16 protein-coding genes are annotated in these 18,878 nt (G+C 36.1%); 6 read left to right on the top strand and 10 right to left on the bottom strand.

Annotated features, from left to right (window positions below):
* Positions 1–37: 37 nt before the first annotated feature.
* Genes RE431_RS06090 through RE431_RS06080 form a run of 3 tightly spaced genes read right to left on the bottom strand, consistent with a single transcriptional unit; the run spans position 38 to position 3,389 of the window.
* Positions 38–748, bottom strand: a complete 711-nt coding sequence (locus RE431_RS06090; RefSeq protein ID WP_309561077.1) for an N-formylglutamate amidohydrolase — start codon at positions 746–748, stop codon at positions 38–40.
* Complete coding sequence (locus RE431_RS06085) at positions 715–1,935, bottom strand: glutamate-cysteine ligase family protein (RefSeq protein WP_309561076.1); 1,221 nt, start codon at positions 1,933–1,935, stop codon at positions 715–717. Before RE431_RS06085 ends, RE431_RS06090 begins: the two co-directional genes overlap by 34 nt.
* The gene (locus tag RE431_RS06080; RefSeq protein WP_309561075.1) at positions 1,935–3,389 is read right to left on the bottom strand and encodes a RimK family protein; all 1,455 of its coding nucleotides are present in this window, start codon (positions 3,387–3,389) and stop codon (positions 1,935–1,937) included. Before RE431_RS06080 ends, RE431_RS06085 begins: the two co-directional genes overlap by 1 nt.
* A 114-nt stretch (positions 3,390–3,503) precedes the next feature.
* Between RE431_RS06080 and RE431_RS06075 the strand changes: the two genes are divergently transcribed.
* Positions 3,504–4,790, top strand: coding sequence for a dipeptidase (locus tag RE431_RS06075; RefSeq protein ID WP_309561074.1), 1,287 nt, complete (start codon positions 3,504–3,506; stop codon positions 4,788–4,790).
* Here the strand turns inward: RE431_RS06075 and RE431_RS06070 are convergent, their stop codons facing one another.
* The gene (locus RE431_RS06070) at positions 4,791–5,642 is read right to left on the bottom strand and encodes an SdiA-regulated domain-containing protein (RefSeq protein WP_309561073.1); all 852 of its coding nucleotides are present in this window, start codon (positions 5,640–5,642) and stop codon (positions 4,791–4,793) included. It abuts the gene before it with no gap.
* 487 nt (positions 5,643–6,129) lie between these two features.
* Here RE431_RS06070 and RE431_RS06065 point away from each other — a divergent pair, with 487 nt between their 5' ends.
* From RE431_RS06065 to RE431_RS06055, 3 genes are all read left to right on the top strand, one after another.
* Positions 6,130–6,264 (top strand): hypothetical protein, encoded by a 135-nt coding sequence (locus tag RE431_RS06065; protein WP_309561072.1) that lies wholly within the window; start codon positions 6,130–6,132, stop codon positions 6,262–6,264.
* A gap of 27 nt (positions 6,265–6,291) precedes the next feature.
* The gene (locus RE431_RS06060; protein WP_309561071.1) at positions 6,292–6,426 is read left to right on the top strand and encodes a hypothetical protein; all 135 of its coding nucleotides are present in this window, start codon (positions 6,292–6,294) and stop codon (positions 6,424–6,426) included.
* Between the two features lie 152 nt (positions 6,427–6,578).
* Positions 6,579–8,891 (top strand): penicillin-binding protein 1A, encoded by a 2,313-nt coding sequence (locus RE431_RS06055; protein WP_408914508.1) that lies wholly within the window; start codon positions 6,579–6,581, stop codon positions 8,889–8,891.
* On the opposite strand, the gene RE431_RS06050 is transcribed toward RE431_RS06055, so the two are convergent.
* Complete coding sequence (locus RE431_RS06050) at positions 8,888–10,402, bottom strand: DEAD/DEAH box helicase (protein WP_309561069.1); 1,515 nt, start codon at positions 10,400–10,402, stop codon at positions 8,888–8,890. The genes RE431_RS06055 and RE431_RS06050 overlap by 4 nt on opposite strands.
* Before the next feature lie 207 nt (positions 10,403–10,609).
* Between RE431_RS06050 and RE431_RS06045 the strand changes: the two genes are divergently transcribed.
* Both RE431_RS06045 and RE431_RS06040 read left to right on the top strand, forming a co-directional pair.
* A complete protein-coding gene (locus tag RE431_RS06045; RefSeq protein WP_309561068.1) occupies positions 10,610–11,326 on the top strand; it encodes a Crp/Fnr family transcriptional regulator in 717 nt (238 codons plus the stop codon).
* 94 nt (positions 11,327–11,420) lie between these two features.
* The gene (locus RE431_RS06040; protein ID WP_309561067.1) at positions 11,421–11,972 is read left to right on the top strand and encodes a hypothetical protein; all 552 of its coding nucleotides are present in this window, start codon (positions 11,421–11,423) and stop codon (positions 11,970–11,972) included.
* A 144-nt stretch (positions 11,973–12,116) separates the two neighbouring features.
* On the opposite strand, the gene cysM is transcribed toward RE431_RS06040, so the two are convergent.
* The 5 genes from cysM to RE431_RS06015 form a co-directional block, all read right to left on the bottom strand.
* Positions 12,117–13,004, bottom strand: a complete 888-nt coding sequence (cysM, locus tag RE431_RS06035; RefSeq protein ID WP_309561066.1) for a cysteine synthase CysM — start codon at positions 13,002–13,004, stop codon at positions 12,117–12,119.
* Positions 13,001–13,792 (bottom strand): serine O-acetyltransferase EpsC, encoded by a 792-nt coding sequence (gene epsC / locus RE431_RS06030; protein WP_309561065.1) that lies wholly within the window; start codon positions 13,790–13,792, stop codon positions 13,001–13,003. The genes cysM and epsC overlap by 4 nt, the downstream gene beginning before the upstream one ends.
* 321 nt (positions 13,793–14,113) lie before the next feature.
* Positions 14,114–15,988 (bottom strand): T9SS type B sorting domain-containing protein, encoded by a 1,875-nt coding sequence (locus RE431_RS06025; protein WP_309561064.1) that lies wholly within the window; start codon positions 15,986–15,988, stop codon positions 14,114–14,116.
* Between the two features lie 8 nt (positions 15,989–15,996).
* Positions 15,997–16,509 carry a DUF6155 family protein gene (locus tag RE431_RS06020; protein ID WP_309561063.1) on the bottom strand — a complete coding sequence of 171 codons (513 nt, stop codon included), beginning with the start codon at positions 16,507–16,509 and terminating at the stop codon, positions 15,997–15,999.
* A complete protein-coding gene (locus RE431_RS06015; RefSeq protein ID WP_309561062.1) occupies positions 16,502–18,754 on the bottom strand; it encodes an FUSC family protein in 2,253 nt (750 codons plus the stop codon). Before RE431_RS06015 ends, RE431_RS06020 begins: the two co-directional genes overlap by 8 nt.
* Positions 18,755–18,878 lie beyond the last annotated feature (124 nt).

Genomic DNA, 18,878 nt, shown 5'->3' with positions numbered 1-18,878 from the left:
TTATGAAATATACAGGCCTCTAGAAATAGGGGCTTTTTTATTTTGATATTTTCAGGGATTCGAAGACAAGATTTTTTAAATCTAAATTCATCTTATTTTCATTAGCCCATTTTTGATTTATTTCCAGTTCTATCCCGCAATATTCAGTTCCGAATTTCTTTCGAAGATATGTTGTAAATCCGTCAGCTTTACCCAAATAAGGATAATTGAATCTCACTGAATAACCGAGGTTTATCAATTTCATTTTTTTCTTCCATTCACTGCAAAATTCTTTTTCCCGAATTCTGGCAGGATCATATAAAAGTCCAATATCACAGTTTCTTTCAATTTCATTTAGGATTGGAGTAAAACTATGAACTGAAATATGTATGATTTTTTCTCCATTCTTGAGCCAGGAAGCTATTTTTTTTTCAATTTCATCCCGGTAAGGCTGATAGAGTTTTTGAATAAGAAATTGTTTATCCTCATTTTTGAGGTCCTGAGAAAACCGGGAAAAAAGTTTTGGATGATGCAGTGATCTGTTAGTTTCAATCAGCAATCTACCAACTCTTTGATATTTACTAAAATCAGCCAGCGGTTCTAAGTACTTAAAGAGATCAAAAGCACCTGGATCAAAAGCTTCATGTGTTTCCAGAACATGATTATCAAATTTGAACAATTCCTGGTAAAATTTTGGAATATCAGAAAATGCATGTTCACATGTCAGTAAAAATTTCATGGCCGGAACATCCTGTTGTCCTGAAGGCAATCTGCAAGCTTTGCATATACTTTCTGAATATTTTCCGTGGAAAAATCGTTTCGTAAAGCTTTTAGAATTCTTGTGGAAAGACTTCCGTTCTGCAGTAGAAATTCAATATGTTTCTGGTGATTTTTATCCAGCTTCTCTCCTATTCTGGCATAAAGATTTTTCCAGATTTTCTTCACATCTGCATCTTTCTGAAGATCAAAAATGGCCAGGTATTTCTTATCGATAATCAAAGTAGTTTCAGCGCTTTTGATCACATCATTGAAAATATCAAATAATTGATCTTCATGCCAGGACTTCTGATCTTCCAGAGAAACCAGTTCTTCACTTACCAGTAATTTTAGCACTTCAATAATAAAAGCTGCAATAGCTATATCTGCAGAAGGGTTTTCCTGAATATCTATTACTCTAATCTCAATGGCATTCCTGTCAAACCTGGAAATGGCACCGCGGGAATTCAGAAAATGATGGTCAAGAATATTTTCAGTATCAAACGATTTTATGGCGGAAGTAATTGGTTGAAAAATTACCCGATGATAATCTGCTTTATTAAAGACCTGTTCCGGAATTACCTTACCAGTCATGTGAGGAATTTCTTTTTGATTGGTTTTATAATACTCCATGCGCATATCCTTGAAACCTGTAAACTTACCATCAAGTACTGGTGAACTGGCTGAAAGTCCCGGGATTATGGGAAGCAATATTCTAATTGCTGCATGAAGCTTTTCGAATTCAGCATCATTGAAGAAAGGTAGATTAATGTGCATACTTTGTACATTGCTCCAGCCATGCCCATTACAATCAAAAATCTTGTTGTACAATGAGTAGATCTCATTATTATCATGCTGCCACAATTTAGTTTCAGTATGTGGATCCATTAAAGGATGTGAAGCTGATGGAAGAAGACAAATTCCCCTTTTTTCCAGGTATGAATTGATCTCTTTTATATTTTCTAAAAATAGTGCATCAAGCTCCGACAGGTTTTTTGTAGGGCCATTGGTTTTCAACTCAACTACATGGGCTACCAGCTCATTGCTCCACTCAATTTTTCCATTTTCAATATCAGAAGTAATCGAACCATTTTTTGCAATAAAAAGTTGATCAACGCCTGGATTAATTTTGAGATCAGACTTATTAACTAACATATATTCAAGTTCAATCCCGAATACTTCAAAAAGATGATATGCCATTATATTTTATTTTCTAAGCGGTTTTTCAAAGCCATCAGAATATCTGAATAAACCTGGTCACCGTAATAACCGTCTTCTACTCCCGCGTCTATATTTGGATTATCGTTGATTTCTATAACCAAAGCTTTCCCGTTCACTTCTTTAATATCGATTCCGTAAAGTCCTTTCCCCATTAATTTGGCCGCTTTAAGGGCATTTTTAAGGATTTTTTCCGGAACTTGCTCAATAGGTAAACAATCTGCATTTCCATCCTGATCGTCTTTCTTCTTGGCATCCCAGTTATAGATCTGCCAATGTCCTTTAGCCATGTAATATCTGCAGGCATAGAAAGCTTTCCCATCTAGAACTCCAATACGCCAGTCATAATCTGAAGGTGAAAATTCTTGTGCGATCACAAGTTCAGACTTTTTGAGCATGCTTGTTACCAACTCCAAATATTCTTCTTCTGTTTTGGCCTTTTTTACACCAAAGGAAAAAGTTGAATCAGGTGATTTTAATACTACCGGTAGTTTTGTGATCTCCAGTACAGCATCAATATTATCCTTATGAACGATCACCGTTTTTGGTGCAGGAATCCTGGAATTCTCCAGGGCTTCTGCCATAAAAACTTTATTGCAACATTTTAAAATGGCATCTGGATAATCTACAATAGCAATATCTTCCTGCTGAGCTTTACGGGCAAAAGCATAAGCTTCATTATTAACTTCGGTACTTTGCCTGATCAGCAATGCATCAAACGCCGATAATTGGGAAAGATCTTTAGGGCCAAGAATTTCAGTATAAAAACCAAGTTTCTCCCCTATTTCCATGAACTTTTTAAGTGCTTTTGCATTACTTGGCGGAGCCACATCTCCAGGTTGAACCAAGATAGCAAGATCATATTCAGAATTATTTGCCTTCGGAGTATCGTATCGCTTTTTCGAAAAATATTGTTCAGCAAAATACAACATGCTTTCTTTATGGTCTTCCGGGATTTCAGATTCCGAGATCGCTTTAATGCTCTTAATATTCCATCTTGTGGTATAATTGAATTTTACACGTAAAAATGGTATTTGAAAATGCCGGAAAAAAATCGCGCTCAATTCCTTATACTTCGCTGCTACATTCTGGCCAAAATAGATGCTTAAAGTAAATTCCTGAGACTTTATATTCTTTAAAGACTGCTGAATTAGATCATCAAAATCTTCAGAAACGATCTTTACCAGTTTAGGTTCTCCAAGGTCTACGAGATTCTTCACGGTTGGTATTGCTAAATGACCTCTCGCCTCTGCTAGAAGTGAAACGTAATAACCTTTAGATTGATAGGAATAATCCTTACATAAATTAAAGATCCTGGCTTTCTTCAGTTGAGAATATTCAGGATTGGTAAGGTAATCTTTGGACGAAATGATCTTAAGATTCTCAGAAGAGATCGTCCAGGTCTCCGGCTGATTTACAATAATATATTTATTCATTAAAAATGAAAATGTTTGATCAAATGTATATTAAAATCCAATCCGATTTTAGATTTTAAGTATAGCTTAATATTAATTCTTAAATTCAGGTTTTTAAATAACAACCCACTTTTTATGAAACTAAAACTTACCGGAATTTTCCTTTTTTCAAGCCTGCTAGGTATTAATGCTCAATCCACAGACCAAAATCTTATGGCTAAAGCGAAAAAATTACACCAGGAAGCAATTACTATAGATACTCATAATGATATTAATGTAGACAATTTTACGGAATCCAAAAATTACACGATGGACCTTGACACACAGGTAAACCTTCCGAAAATGGATAAGGGAGGTATGGATGTGACCTGGCTAATTGTTTATACTGGTCAGGGAGATCTTGATGAAGAAGGATATAAGGCAGCGTACGAGAATGCTATAAGCAAATTTGAAGCGATTCATAGACTTACTGACCAATACGCTCCGGAAAGAATTGGATTGGCCACAAATTCTGAAGAAGTAAGAAAATTGGTTGCTGAAGATAAAAAAGTTGCAATGATAGGTGTTGAAAATGCTTATCCCATTGGTACTGACCTGAACAGAATTCAGGAATTTTACGATCGTGGCGCGAGATATATGTCTTTATCACATAATGGGCATAGCCAGTTTAGTGATTCGAATACCGGAGAAGAAAATGATGAATGGTTGCATAATGGATTAAGCGATCTTGGAAAAGAGGCTCTTGCTGAAATGAATCGGCTTGGAATTATGATAGATGTTTCACATCCTAGTAAAGAAGCCATCAAGCAAATGTTTGAATTTTCAAAAGCTCCACTTATCGCTTCACATTCTTCTGCACGTGCGCTTGGCGATGTTAGCAGAAACCTGGACGATGAGTTGCTGGAATTGTTTAAACAACACGGTGGTGTGGTGCAAACCGTTGCTTTCAGATCTTATCTTGATCCTGAAAAATACCAGGTATTTGCAGATTCAAGTAAACTGATCTATGAAAAGAAAGCAAAGGAAATGAACTTTAAGTTGCTTGAAAGGGATTCGGTTAGAGAACTTTCAAATGAGGAGCGAAAAGAATATTATACTACCTATAATCAGATCCGTACTGAATCGAAGCCCGAAATTGAAAAATTGAAAGAAAGAGTTGATCCTGTAAATGTTTCAGATTTTGTAGACCATATTGATTACCTGGTAGAGAAAATTGGAATAAACCACGTTGGAATAAGTTCAGATTTTGATGGTGGCGGAGGAATTGATGGCTGGGATGATGCTTCAGAAACCCTGAATATTACCGTTGAATTGGTAAAAAGAGGTTATAGCGATGAAGAGATCAAAAAACTTTGGGGTGAGAATCTTCTAAGAGTGATGGATGAAGTAAGCGCCGTTGCAGAAACAATTCAGAAATCCTAATCAGTTAAATTTCACTTCCAGAATATTTGCTGGTCCTGAAATAGATTCATTAGAAATAAACATACGGCCGGACGGACTGAAACAGATTCCTTCCGGCTGTTCAAATTCTTCCGGATCCAGCAAATGCAATTCCTTTATTTTCCCATCCAGTTGAACTATCAAAACTTTCTGAAATTCAGCATCTAAAACATATAGTTCACTATTATCAGGAGAAAATGATAAATCTGAAGGTCTTATAAGTTTTCTGGGATTTTGTGTTCTTAGAACGTCAAATTTAGGATCACTATATTCTATTCTTAGAATGGGCTCTCTCTGTAGCTTTTTAGTAACCGGATCGAATGCATATACGCCCTTATATCCGCCTTCATTATTTAAATTCCTTTCCTTCACAGACAACCAGAGTTCACCATTCTGACTAACCGCAAGACCTTCTATATTATTCCTGTATTCAAATTCAAGATCATAGGTATCAGTATTTAATTGTGCACTATCCAGAGATTTAATATTGAACAATTTGCCATTACTTTCTGCTACCCAATATTCACCATCCTTGTAACATAAGGCTTCATAATCTCCATCATCTGCAAATTTGTATTTACTGGTAACTTTCGATTTTGCAAGATCATAAACGTAAATAATCCCGTCTTCATCCTGCACACAAGCTACTTTTTCATCTCCAACCCAATATAAACCTGAAATTTCTTTAAGCTCCTCGGGAAGTTTCCATCGCTTTACAATTTCATATGATTTCGTGGAATCATCGTAATCATAATCGTTCATTTCATAAATGGCATAAACTATTCCAGATAAGAGTAAAACAAAAACTACAATTCCTATGACCCACTTATTCATAAACCGATTTTAGAAAACTAAAATTACATTAATGAATATGCGCCTCAAAAAGATTAACATTACTTTGAAATGGCACTTACTTCCACTTCGCTATCTATCTTTCTGAAAATCAGCTATTAGTTAAAAATATGTTAAATCGGTACCTTTTATTACATAGTACTGTAACGGTTTTATTTTACTGTCGTCTATTAAATAGAAACAATCATTAAAATCATCAATCATGACAATTTCATCAGGTAACACAAAGAGTAGAAAATCATTTATGAACACCGAAGCAAATTCAGCAACAGGTTTTATAAATCGAAGAAGATTCGCTTAAGCAATCAAAAAACATTCATCAATCATCAAAATCATCAATTATGACAACTTTATTAAGCAACACCAAAAGTAGAAGATCATTTATGAGTACAGAAGCTAGTTCAGAAAAACATAGCTTACTAGGTAGAAAAAGATTTTCCTAATCATCAACCATTAAAATTCATCAATCATGAAATCTCTAGACAGCATCATCCAGGATTTTGGAACGAGCAAAGAAGGTGGTCTTACTCATCGCAGACCATTTTTGAACCTTAAGGAAACCAGCGGCCATATCAATTGGTATAGTCGTAGGACCTACGCCTAAGCATTCATCAATCAAAAAATTATCATCATGACAGCTTTATCAAATTTAATCCAGGAATTCGGAGTGACAAATGACTCTGGACTTACACACAGAAAACCATTCCTTAATTCAAAAAGTTCAAGCGGACGTTCTTGCTGGTATAATCGCAGACGCTACGTGTAGAAAACTAAAATCTATCGTATGAAAACCTTTTCAACCTAGCCGGTAAATTCACGTTTACCGGCTATAATTTTGGTTAAAAAACATTAAAATTAGCTTAAAATTTAACCATCTGGCCTAAACATTTGTTTATTTGCAGCATTTACCTTCAACAAATGTTAGAAACGATAAAAAGACACCCCAAATTAAAGTGGGCATTAATTATTGTAACCAGTTTAATCGCTCTTTTCTTTTTATTTTTCGGGAGCATATACTTTGGAATGTGGGGAAAGATTCCCAGCACTAAAGAACTTACCGAACTAAAACAAAATAAAGCTACTCAGGTTCTTGCATCTAATGGAGACCTGATTGGTAAATTTTATATTTTCGACAGGCAGCCAATAGATTTTGAGCAGCTTCCACCCTATCTTATCGAAGCTTTGATCGCAACAGAAGATGTTCGATTCTATGAACACGACGGGATTGATAATCGAAGTTTACTAAGAGTTTTCTTTAAATCTATTTTACTTCAGGACGATTCTGCGGGAGGCGGTAGTACTATCACACTTCAATTAGCAAAGAATATTTATGGTAGACGTGATTTCGGAATGTTCGGGATCGTGATCAATAAAATGCAGGAAGCGGTTATCGCTAAAAGACTGGAGAATATTTATTCTAAAGATGAGATCATCCAGTTATACTTCAATACTGTTCCTTTTAGTGATAATACTTATGGAATTGAAAGCGCCTCTTTGAAGTTCTTCAATAAACATACTTCAGAACTTAGGCTTGAAGAAGCTGCAGTTTTGGTGGGAATGTTAAAGGCCAGTCACTACTACAACCCAAGAATTTTTCCAGAACGAAGCAGACTAAGAAGAGATGTTGTTTTAATGCAAATGGCTAAATACGGTTATCTTACTGAAACCGAAGCCGAAGAATCTAAAATGCAGCCTTTGGTTCTGGACTATAAAAGTTATAGCAATAATAAAGGTGTTGCTCCTTACTTTAGAGAACAAATAAGAAAGGATGTAAGTAAGATCCTGGACACCCTGAAAAATAAGGACGGACAAAAATATAACATCTACCGCGACGGACTTATAGTTCATACAACCTTGAATTACGATATGCAGATCCTGGCTGAAGAAGCCATGATAGAACATATGTCTGAACTTCAGGAGGAACACGAGAAATCTTATGGTAATTATGCACCTTGGGTAAGAAACAAAGATATTCTTAATGATGCGATCAAAAGATCTGAGCGCTATCAAAATCTGCAAAAAGAAGGATTGAGCGAAAAAGAGATCCTGAAGAAACTGGAGGAAACTCGACCGACAGAATTATTTCAGTACGATGGTATGGAAACGAAGAACGTAAGTACCATAGACAGTATTTCTCATTATCTGAAGTTTTTAAATTCCGGTTTACTTGCTGTCAATCCTGAAAATGGAGCCGTCCAGGCCTGGGTTGGTGGTGTAGATTTCAGATTCTTTAAATATGACCATGTGGCGCAAAGTAAAAGACAGGTTGGTTCAACCTTTAAACCATTTGTATATACTGCTGCCATTGAAAATGGAATGGATCCCTGTTCTTATTTCTCTGTAAGGGAGGTCACCTATGATGATGGCTGGACACCTTCTAATTCATCTTCTGAAGGAGATGATCCAAATATGAATTATAATTTAAAAACAGCTTTAAGCAGGTCCATGAACACCATTGCCGTAAAAGTCCTAATGGAGACCGGGATTGGTAATGTTATTAACCAGGCTCGAAGAATGGGAATAGAATCTGATTTGCCACAGGTTCCATCTATAGCCTTAGGAACTGCTTCATTGAATCTGGAAGAACTTACTTCAGCATATACAAGTTTTGTAAATAACGGGCATTATTCCAAGCCATATTACATCACTAAGATCGAAGATGGAAACGGGAATAAACTGGCAGAATTTAAACCTCAAATTTCAGCGACCAAAGCCTTTTCTGAAAATACCAGAAAGATCATGCTGAACATGATGCAGGCGACAGTAAATGAAGGTACGGCTACCAGGCTGAGATACAAATACGGATTGCAGAACGATATCGCCGGGAAAACTGGTACCACACAGGATAATAAAGACGGATGGTTTGTTGGGATTACGCCGGAACTAGTTTGTGTAACCTGGGTTGGATCTGATGATCATAGAATAGGTTTCCGAAATACGGCTATTGGTCAGGGAGCCAATTCGGCGCTACCAGTATTTGCAAAACTGATGCAGAAGATGAATTCAGATTCGCAATTCAATGAAATCACCAATGCCAGATTTCAGGCATTACCTTCAGACCTTGCTGTAATGATGGAATGTCCTCCTGAAGAAAGAGATAACTTCTTTGAACGCCTGTTCTCCGGTAAGAAGGATAAGCGCTCAAATGATAAGAATAATGAAGACGAAAAGGGTAAAAAGAAAAAGAAAGGATTTTTTAAACGTATTTTCGGCAGTAAGGATGATAATTAAAACTCCTTATTGATCTGCATTCTTAGTTTACGAGAATAATCTTCTTCCAGCCAGTCACGGTAATTTTTAGTGCTTTTACTAATACAGTAAGAATATTGTTTGATTCGTGATGAAATATCATCTTTAAGCTCCTTAGCAAGGATCCTTGCATCAAACACGTCTTCACTGTTTTCAACACACATTTTCACGTGCTGCTCCATAGACCATTCAAGAACGGCTTTAGACTTCAATCCTTTTTTGATCACTTCATCGTAAGCCTCTTCTATATTGAAAGTTACATTCTCAGTTTTTGAGAACTGCTCTCTAATTTCCGGAGGCATTTCATATTGAAATTCTCTTTCAATATCCTCATCACTAAGAAGATTTTCAAAATAGAAATCTGGAGATCTGAAGATCTGTTTCCAGTCTACCGCAGTGCTCCAGTGACCAAATCTCGCCATATTATTCCCAAGATCTATCACATTGAATTCTTCCTTGTTTTCCAGCACTCGCGAACCACGACCAATCATCTGGAAATACAGGGTAAGAGATTTTGTTGCTCTATTCAGAATAATGGTCTCTACTGTAGGTTCATCAAATCCAGTGGTAAGAATACTAACCGAAGTTACAATAGCATCTGGAGTATTTTTGAACCATTTTAAAATATCCTTACGATCCTGCTTGCTGGTAGTATTGTCCAGATGCCTGATTGGAAGTCCGGCGTTTTTAAAGGTATAATATACCTCTACCGAAGTATTGATTCCATTATTGAAAATAAGTGTTTTCTTGCCCTTAGACCTTTCGTAATAAGCCGTAAGTAGTTTTTCCTGCATGCTATAATTAGAATACAGTTCTTCTGAAGACTTCACGGTATAATCACCGTTCATACCAACCTTCAGATTAGTTAGCCCAACATTATAACTGTAAATATTGGCCCTGGCAAGAAAACCTTTTTCTATAAGAGAAGAGATAGAGTCTCCAACAATAAGTTCTCTGTAATTATCCTTCATCGGAAGTTTAATATTTGAACTTAACGGCGTCGCTGTTACTCCAAGTATAAAACACTTTTCGAAGAACTTAAATAGTTTTCTAAAAGAGTTGTAGTGAGCTTCATCAATGATCACCAGGCCTATATCTTCAATTTCCAGCTTTTCATCATTCAGGCGGTTATTAAGTGTTTCAACCATGGCAACGAAACACATATAATCATCCTGATCTGGTAATTCCTTTACCTTACTATTAATGATTTTATTACGAACACCGAATCCTGAAAGCATTTTTGAAGTCTGCTTACATAATTCTATCCTGTGGGTTAGAATTAAAACTTTCTTATTCGTTCGCTGAATATACTCTCTTGTCATTTGAGAGAATATCACAGTTTTTCCTCCACCTGTAGGTAGCTGATAAAGAAGGTTGTAATTTTCAGGATGCTCTTCAATTACCCCAAAGATCTTATCAATATCCTTTTGCTGATAATCGTATAATTCCTTGTCTACTTTCTTCTTTTCAATACCAAATGTTTCTGACGCCATAGATTTTTTTAAGTAAGCAATTTTGCAAAAATAAGCCATTTTAAGCATTACTCAAAAATTTATTGAAGTTTATAAACCCTGAATTTTCAAACTAACACAGAAAAATATCGTAAATTAGCACGAACCTTTTCGAGGTTAATTTTTTCATACCCTGAAACAAATGACTCTGTAATCCCCCGGAATTTTATTGATTAAAAATCCGGTGAATTGACTTCAGCAGAACATTTATATACCAAATATTCAAGAACACTTTCTAATTGTGAACTATTCTCGGGCCTTAATAAGGAAGAATGGTTAGACTTTCTTGCAAATTTCCACGAAGAAAAATGGAGCAAGAATACCTGTATCATCAATCATCAAAAATTCCTGTTTCATTTTTACATCATCACCTCAGGTAGATTGAAAATGTATAATGTAGATGACATTAGCCACAAGGAGCATACTTTATTTCTCCTGAAAAAAGCAGATGTATTCGATCTGTTTTGCTTGCTGGATGGTATTAAACATAAGGTATACTATGAATGTCTGGACAATATTAAGGTCCTTGCTATTTCCATGGATCAGTTAAGATCATGGTTAAATAGAAATCCCATTTTTTACAAACACTTCCTCTCCTATTCTGCAAAGATCATGAGAACACTGGAAGAAAATGTCTCCCAGCTCATTTTTGCAAATATTTCTACCAGGCTCCTAAAATTACTGGTAGATAATGTAGATCATAAATCTAATCAGCTGGAATTGATCAATGATCTTCCAAATAAAGAACTTGCCCACCTTATCGGTTCTACCCGGGCTGTTGTAAACAGACATTTACAGGAACTGAAGAAAAAAGGGTCTATCTCTATTGCCAGGAACCAGGTTGAAATCAAGGATATTAATCTTCTTCTTCAGGAGTTGGAGAACAATGTTAAAAATAGAAAATAATTTTCTTGTGCTACCTAAGTGATTTTGGTTCAGACTCTTGCATATTATCTTAGCTACACTTAATTACATTATTCATCAATTATAAACTTAAATCATGAAAAAATTAATCACTTTAATTTTAGTAGCAGGATGGGTGTTGACTTCCTATTCTCAAGAAATTATTCAACTGGATGAAACCAGAGTGAATTTTGATCCAACCGCAGAAATTGTATTTGAAGACTATGCAAACGGTATAGTGAAAGTTAAAGAAAAGTATCAGACTCAATTTCAATCTGATGCGATTGCATTTATGAAAGAGAATTTTGATATTTCGAAGTTTCTGGACGCTCAGGATGGTCTTTCAGGCGACATTGTCGTTACGGCAAGAAGTTCAAAAGGTTACCTAATGGCAACTTATAATGAAGACGGAGAGATCATAAAGAATTATCAAAAATTCAAAGACATTGCACTACCATATGATATTAGAAATCAGCTCTTTTCCTCACATCAAGGATGGACTATGACGTCTAATAAGTACATCGCCTCTGGAAACGGAGAACAATTAGATAACCAGAAATATCTGGTTCGTCTTGAAAGAGGTGGCGAAAAAACGAAAGTGAAACTGGCCCCAAGTGCATCAGTTAGAGGGGTAGCATCAATCGATTAGTAAATAATACGAAGGCTGTAAAAATTTTAGCGGCTGTCTAAATCTCAAGTGACAGTTCAATAATGTTAGAATGTAATAGTAGTTAATAAAAATGATCTCTCAGATCAAAAGCAGAGTTAGTGCTAATTTTTCTACAGCCTTTTATTATTTCTTAAATAAATCTGATGATAAATATCGATCTCCCCTGTCGCAAACAATACTAACTACAAGACCGCTGTCCAGTTCATTACAAAGTCTTACCGCAGCTGCAGCAGCTCCTCCACTACTCATACCAGCAAAAATACCTTCTTCTTCTGCCAGTCTTCTACTCATTTCAATTGCTTCCTGTTCATTTACTTCTAAAACCCTGTCCACTTTTTCAGGATTAAAAATCTTTGGAAGATATCCTTTTGGCCATTTTCTAATTCCGGGAATTCTTGCATCATCACTAGGCTGAACTCCAACGATCTGAATATCCTTATTCATTTCTTTCAAATAAGTACTAGTTCCCATTATGGTTCCGGTGGTACCCATAGAAGATACAAAATGAGTTACCCTATGATCTGTGTCTCGCCAGATCTCGGGTCCGGTAGTTTTGTAATGTGCTTGCCAGTTATCGTCATTCCCAAACTGATTCAACATAAAGTAATCACCAGATTTCATTTTATCTTCAGCATAATCCCTGGAACCTTCAATTCCCACATCGGCATCGGTTAAAGTTACCTTAGCGCCATAAGCTCTCATTGTCTGAACTCTTTCAATTGTAGAATTCTCAGGCATTACCAATTCAATATCCAATCCAAAAATTCCTGCGATCATCGCCAATGCTATACCGGTATTACCACTGGTTGCTTCAATTAGTTTTGTATTCTTATCTATATCACCTCTATCAAGAGCGCTTTTAATCATGTTATAGGCAGCACGATCTTTCACACTACCTCCTGGATTTTGTCCTTCCAATTTAAAATAAAGATCGACACCAGGTTTATCTACTAGTCTTTTTGATTTTACAATTGGCGTGTTCCCTACAAGATCTATGATTGAATCATTCATTTGTCGTTATTGTTTTTAATATTAATCTGAGGTGTATGAGAAACCATGGAATTCTTTGGAACTGACTTGGTTAACCATACGTTACCACCAATCACGCTATTTTCTCCAATTACCGTATCACCTCCGAGAATAGTGGCATTTGCATAAATTGTCACGTTCTTCTCAATTGTTGGGTGGCGTTTTACATTTTTTAGAGTTTTATTTACTGTAAGTGCTCCTAAAGTAACACCCTGATATATTTTCACATTATCTTCTATCACCGCCGTTTCTCCAATTACAACACCTGTTGCGTGGTCAATAAAAAATGAGTTCCCGATCTTCGCTCCTGGATTTATATCTGTACCAGTCAGACTATGAGCACATTCGGTCATTAATCTTGGAACTAATGGCAGTCCGAATTTATAGAACTCATGACTCAACCTGTATGTCGCGATCGCGAAGAACCCGGGATATGAAAGATAAACTTCTTCTACCGAATTAGCTGCCGGATCGTTCTTGGCGATTGCTTCAGCATCAAGATTAAGCTTTTGTAAAAGTTCAGGAAGCTTATTCAGGTAATCGCTCCAGATATCCTGGCAAGGTGATCCCGGTTCCCAGCATACCAGTTTAGCCAGGACTTCGAAATCCATACCTAACTCCATCAAATTATCTTTTACAGGTGTTTGCTTATCAAACAGTGTATAGAATAATTTCCTGGTAAATGCTTCTGTTTTTTCCTTAATGCTGAAATTGAGATTGGGTAGTTTTTTTTGGTCTTCAATCTCCTTAATAACTTTTTCTAAATTCATAGCGACGATTTAGTCTCATTCAAATTTAATTAATTACAATGAACTCAAAAAGCTTATTATTACAAGCTTCACGGGATATATAAAAATTAGATAATTTATAGTTAAACAATTATTAAGGAGAAAACAAGGGAAGCATTCCTGGTGTAAATTAGGAGTATAAATTTTAATATAATGGCACAAGAGAAAAAACCGAAAAATGATCAGAAGAGCCAGCCTAAGCAGACTCCAAAATCGAAAGAACAAGGAAAACCTAAAAAGTAATTTTTAGTGAATTTAATTGTTTTAGCAAGCCACCTCTAAAGGGTGGCTTTATATTTAATGTTATCTAATCAATGAAAAGTATCCGGTTTTATCTTCAAAACCCTCTATTTTAATTCGATACCAGTAATCGTCTGCAGGAAGATTTATCCCGTTATACACGCCTTCCCATATAAAGCTACTCCCTTCGCCATATTTTAAAAGCTTCCCGTACCTATCATAGATCTGAACTTCTGAACTACCAAAAAACTCGACTCCTTTAAGCTCAAACCTGTCATTATACCCATCGTTGTTTGGAGAGATCATTTGAGGCACCACGATATGAGCAAACTCAATAGTATCTATTTTGCACCCTTCAGAATCTTTAATATAAGCGGTGTAAATTCCACCGGAAATATTATTAAATAAAGGAGAATCCTGATAATTAATACCGTCTAAAGAATATTGAAAATCACCCTCAAAAATTGGAACTATTTCAACTTCAATTCCATTTGAAACTACCTCTTCTATCTGGGCGTTGTCAACCACAGCTACAACAAAATTTTTAGTGGTAAAGCAGCCCGGAGCAGAAATGACATCTACAGAATAAGTCCCTGGCGAATCGATTGTAATAGACTCTGTAGTTTCACCGTTATTCCAACGGTATTCATAACCTTCTACTCCAACACTTAAAGTTAAATTGGAATCCGGACAAAACCTTAGCTCTTCATTCTGTAAAGCTGGTAGCGGAATAAAACTAAGAGTAACAGGAGTTCTAGAACTTGGATTACAATTGTAGTCAGGATTTACAGCTTCAGCATAAAAAGTTCCACCTTCTGTAGGAAAATAGGTATTTGTATCTTCTGCCAGCAAATTACCCCCGGTTTCTTCATCATACCAATTCACTGTTTCATTACCTGCCACGTTAACCCTTAAAGCAGGTGCCGATTCATTCTGGCAGATAGTAAGGTCACCCTCGCTCTGGGGTGCTTCCGGAGTATCAATGATTTCAACCTGGAAGGGTTCAGAAGCAGAGCTACATACATTGCTAGCCAGGTTATTTGAGTCTTCTGCGACTTTCACTCTAAAATAAACTGTATCATCGATTAGAGAAGTATCATAAGTATCAGAATTTGCTCCCGGAATATCACTCCAGTTTTCAGAATCCTGACTGATCTGCCACTGGTAAAATTGCTGATCATACACAGAGCTATCTGCATTAGCTTCTAATTTGACGCTAATTGGTGAATTCTCTTCACATACCTGAATAGAATAACCGAAACCGTCCTCGGTAGAAATTGTTGTAAGATCTCCACATGATCTAAAGATAATGTCATCTATGGCCAGGTCATTTCCGCAGCCACCTTCTCCATTATTAAACATTTTTAAAATAATCGCGTTCTGTCCCGGTTCAGATCTAAAAGTGAGTGCAAATTGTTCCCATTCTGGATTCGAAGTGGAATTAATTGAAGGGGTGTCACCAGCTTTGATCAAAAAGGAATCGGTTTCGTCCCAGATCTCAAACCTCACGTTATTTGGTATTCCGCCTCCTTCACAAACATTACTATCCAGATCGTAAATGTTCATAAGAAAGGCTGAAAATTCATAGGTTGTATTCTCACAAAGGCCGGAAATCTCTTTTCTATAGAACCTCCCTGCTGTGAAATCGGCATTCACAATTAAGGCCCTTCCTCCTGAAAAATTGGTATTTGGTAAATTTTGATGCCATGAGGTGATTTGATTTCCAATAGTACTTGAAATGGTATACTCTCCATCCTGCGGATCCTGCCGAACGAAATTGTAATTGGTTATTCCCGGGGCAAGCTCATTTCCGGTTCCAGAACCCTGACCAAAATCTTCATGAAAAATTGGATCGCCTTTACTTCCTTCACAAAAACCCAATTGAGCATTAATGGAAGAAATGAAGAATAAGAAAACCAATGTAAATAAATACTTCATTTAAGAGTCTAAAGAAAACGGTCGTTTAATTGATCAAATTGATAGGAATTGGTCCAGTTCTGCTCTTCAGATTCTTTTGTGATCTGATATATTCTATTATTAAATTCTGCAGAGATACCTTTATCTATTACAAAATTGACAGCCTGCTCGAAAGATTTGAAAATGCTCTTTTGAAATGATTCGGTAATATTTTCCTTATCCTTAGAATATGTTTGAGCAATTTCAACATTATAGAACATCACATCAGCAAGTGAATGGGATTCCATTTCTAACTTCAAAAAATGTTTTATTAGTTTATGAGCGACAGACCTCCGAGTTTTTGGTCTTCGGTTATTAGGAGGAAAATACTCTTTAGATATTTTAAATTTTGCTTCTTTAACCAGTTTATCCTCATTAGGATTGAATACAAAATTATAGAAGGTCTTCACATCATCAAAACGAGTGTAGAGATCAAGTATCTGCTCTTCAAGATCTTCCTTCTCCAAAGACGCTATATATTTTTTTAAAGCTCTTTTACTCATGTTCCCTGCTATTTAATCTTTCAACATTCTCCAGCAATTTTTCTGAAATATCCAGCAACCACTCTAACTGGCCTGTTACCAGATGAGCTTCCTGAAGTTTAAGTCTCATATGCTCATCTATTTGTTTCTTGCCAGACTTTATTTCAATATCTCTTTCCTTTGCCAGATCATCATACTTTTTTTGAAGTGATCTTCCTGCTTTTGAAACCTGGTCAATTCCACTTTCAGCTTTTCTTTGATTCTCAAGTATACTAACTGAATTCTTTAAATTAAAAGTGATCGCTTCAGTATAGGTCTCAAAATCTGAAGATGCGCTGGTGGTTGGATGATTTCGAATATAAGTTCCCAAAGAAGCAGAAGCCGTTAAAAATGTATGATTTAAACTTACAATTTCATAAACTGAAGTTACTCCTCGTTGCTTTGATTTTGGTTCCTGAGTCATTCTCTGAAATGCACCACTTAAATTTCCCATTTCAATAAAAGCCTTCTTTCGGGCTAATTTATAGGTCAGCGGTAAATTCTCTTTTTCATGATAATATTTATCGATCTGGTCCAGATATTCCCGGTTCGCATTTACCGATGTCGCGATCACATTATTTATATTCTGAGATTCCCATTTTGGCCATAAGATCAAATTCCCAAAAGCTGCCAGGCCAGCGCCGATCAAGGTGTCAAATACCCTGTATTGAATTACATTTAAAACTTCAGGTTGAAGTAAGGCATAAATAAAAATGATACTTAAAGTTATAAATATCGCCGCCGTAGTATAATTTCTTTGAATTAAGGAAAAAGCCAGGGTTAAGGATAATATTCCCAGAATTGCATAAACCATAGTATTCTGGGTAAGAATTACGATTCCAACAGCCAATGCTCCACCAATTAATGTCCCGATTATCCTTTTCCTTGTTCTCACTTTGGTCAGTCCATAATTCGGCCTCATAATTACCACTACCGTAAGAAGGATCCAATAGGAATTCTGAACTGAAAAATAATCGCCTATAAGATATCCTATTAATACTACCAATGACAATCTAAGTGAATGCCTGAAGATGGCTGAACTAAAATTGAAATTATTGACTAGGGTTTTAAAGCTATAATCCTGCTGAGTTAGAAACTGCTGTACCTCTTTGTCTTTGATAAAGATCTTCTTATTGCTTTCGAGGTTTCTAAGAATCCTATCTATGTTATTTATTTTCTGCGCCTGTCTTGTTTGATAATCAAAGAGATTTCTAAGAAGCAACATTGCCTCCCTCCTCTCTCCGATTTCAATTTTACTTCGGAATTCGTGCAAGGTTTGCTTTACTTCCTCTAATTTCTCAGGAACTCTATTTTTAGGCATTTTTGTATGCTTATGAACAGCAAGGCCTATTTCTTCCAACTGATCTGCCAAGAGCAAGGTGAAATCTCCGAATACTTTTAAAGTTTTCTCATCATTCTGAAAAGAACTGCGCATTCTCTCGTAGTCTATCGGGTGAGCCATGGCTAGCTCCAAAATATCTACCAGGTCTATGAAAACCAATAATCTTTTTCGAGCATAACCAGAACTACCGGAAGTTTGCCGTGATCTTATAAGGATATCTCTCAGACTTTCATGATGATCATTTAGATCTGTTTGTAACTGAAATAATCTTTTCTGAAGCTCAGGATTTTGATGATCAGATCTTAAAAGTTCAATTCTAAGCCTTAAATAATCTGCGGTGATCTCCATGGTTTCAGCAAGAAGCTGTTCAGTGGCTCGTTCAGGTTTAATAAAAAACCAACCTATGCTAATTAGTAAATACCAAATTCCTCCTGATAAAATGAGTAATGATTTTTGCCAAATCTCGATACCTGAAGAAAGATTAGCAAAACTTAAAACCACGGCTAATAATCCTGCAAATGTTACCAAAGATGCCCTGAATCCATAAACCGATAAATAAGAAATGGAAAAGATCATAAGGATAAGCATCGGTATGATCATCCAGACATATGCAGCAGCATACCCCGCCAGAAGAAAAGATGTCGCGCCTAAAATTGCAGCGGCTACAACACCATAAACTTTGTGTTTAAAACTTCCAGGAACGTCGCTGGGAGAAGATAATAGACAGCCCATGGCAATACTAACACCAATTTCGAGGTTGCCAATATTAGAAAATATTAGAATAGGTAAAACTATAGAAATGGTAAGAACGATCGCTTTTGAAAAGTCGGTACTTCTCAAAAATTTTATAAAGTCGTTCTTATATCTAGTGATAAGGATCTTCAAAATCTAAGTTATTTCAAAGATTGAAATTAAAGCTTTAACCTCAATATATCATAGCTTTCCTGCACTTTTCAATTTTAAGGAGAAATTGGCATTCCTTATTTGTTGGATAGCTCATTTCAGATTA

This window comes from Christiangramia sediminicola, from assembly GCF_031344135.1.
GTDB classification, from domain to species: Bacteria; Bacteroidota; Bacteroidia; order Flavobacteriales; family Flavobacteriaceae; genus Christiangramia; species Christiangramia sediminicola.
This window is presented reverse-complemented; position numbering and strand designations above follow the sequence as displayed.

Coding starts and splice junctions, on each gene's coding strand:
- RE431_RS06085 (WP_309561076.1), bottom strand. CDS start 1,935: ATGGCATATCATCTTTTTGAAGTATTCGGGATTGAACTTGAATATATG.
- RE431_RS06080 (WP_309561075.1), bottom strand. CDS start 3,389: ATGAATAAATATATTATTGTAAATCAGCCGGAGACCTGGACGATCTCT.
- RE431_RS06075 (WP_309561074.1), top strand. CDS start 3,504: ATGAAACTAAAACTTACCGGAATTTTCCTTTTTTCAAGCCTGCTAGGT.
- RE431_RS06070 (WP_309561073.1), bottom strand. CDS start 5,642: ATGAATAAGTGGGTCATAGGAATTGTAGTTTTTGTTTTACTCTTATCT.
- RE431_RS06065 (WP_309561072.1), top strand. CDS start 6,130: ATGAAATCTCTAGACAGCATCATCCAGGATTTTGGAACGAGCAAAGAA.
- RE431_RS06060 (WP_309561071.1), top strand. CDS start 6,292: ATGACAGCTTTATCAAATTTAATCCAGGAATTCGGAGTGACAAATGAC.
- RE431_RS06055 (WP_408914508.1), top strand. CDS start 6,579: ATGTTAGAAACGATAAAAAGACACCCCAAATTAAAGTGGGCATTAATT.
- RE431_RS06050 (WP_309561069.1), bottom strand. CDS start 10,402: ATGGCGTCAGAAACATTTGGTATTGAAAAGAAGAAAGTAGACAAGGAA.
- RE431_RS06040 (WP_309561067.1), top strand. CDS start 11,421: ATGAAAAAATTAATCACTTTAATTTTAGTAGCAGGATGGGTGTTGACT.
- cysM (WP_309561066.1), bottom strand. CDS start 13,004: ATGAATGATTCAATCATAGATCTTGTAGGGAACACGCCAATTGTAAAA.
- epsC (WP_309561065.1), bottom strand. CDS start 13,792: ATGAATTTAGAAAAAGTTATTAAGGAGATTGAAGACCAAAAAAAACTA.
- RE431_RS06025 (WP_309561064.1), bottom strand. CDS start 15,988: ATGAAGTATTTATTTACATTGGTTTTCTTATTCTTCATTTCTTCCATT.
- RE431_RS06020 (WP_309561063.1), bottom strand. CDS start 16,509: ATGAGTAAAAGAGCTTTAAAAAAATATATAGCGTCTTTGGAGAAGGAA.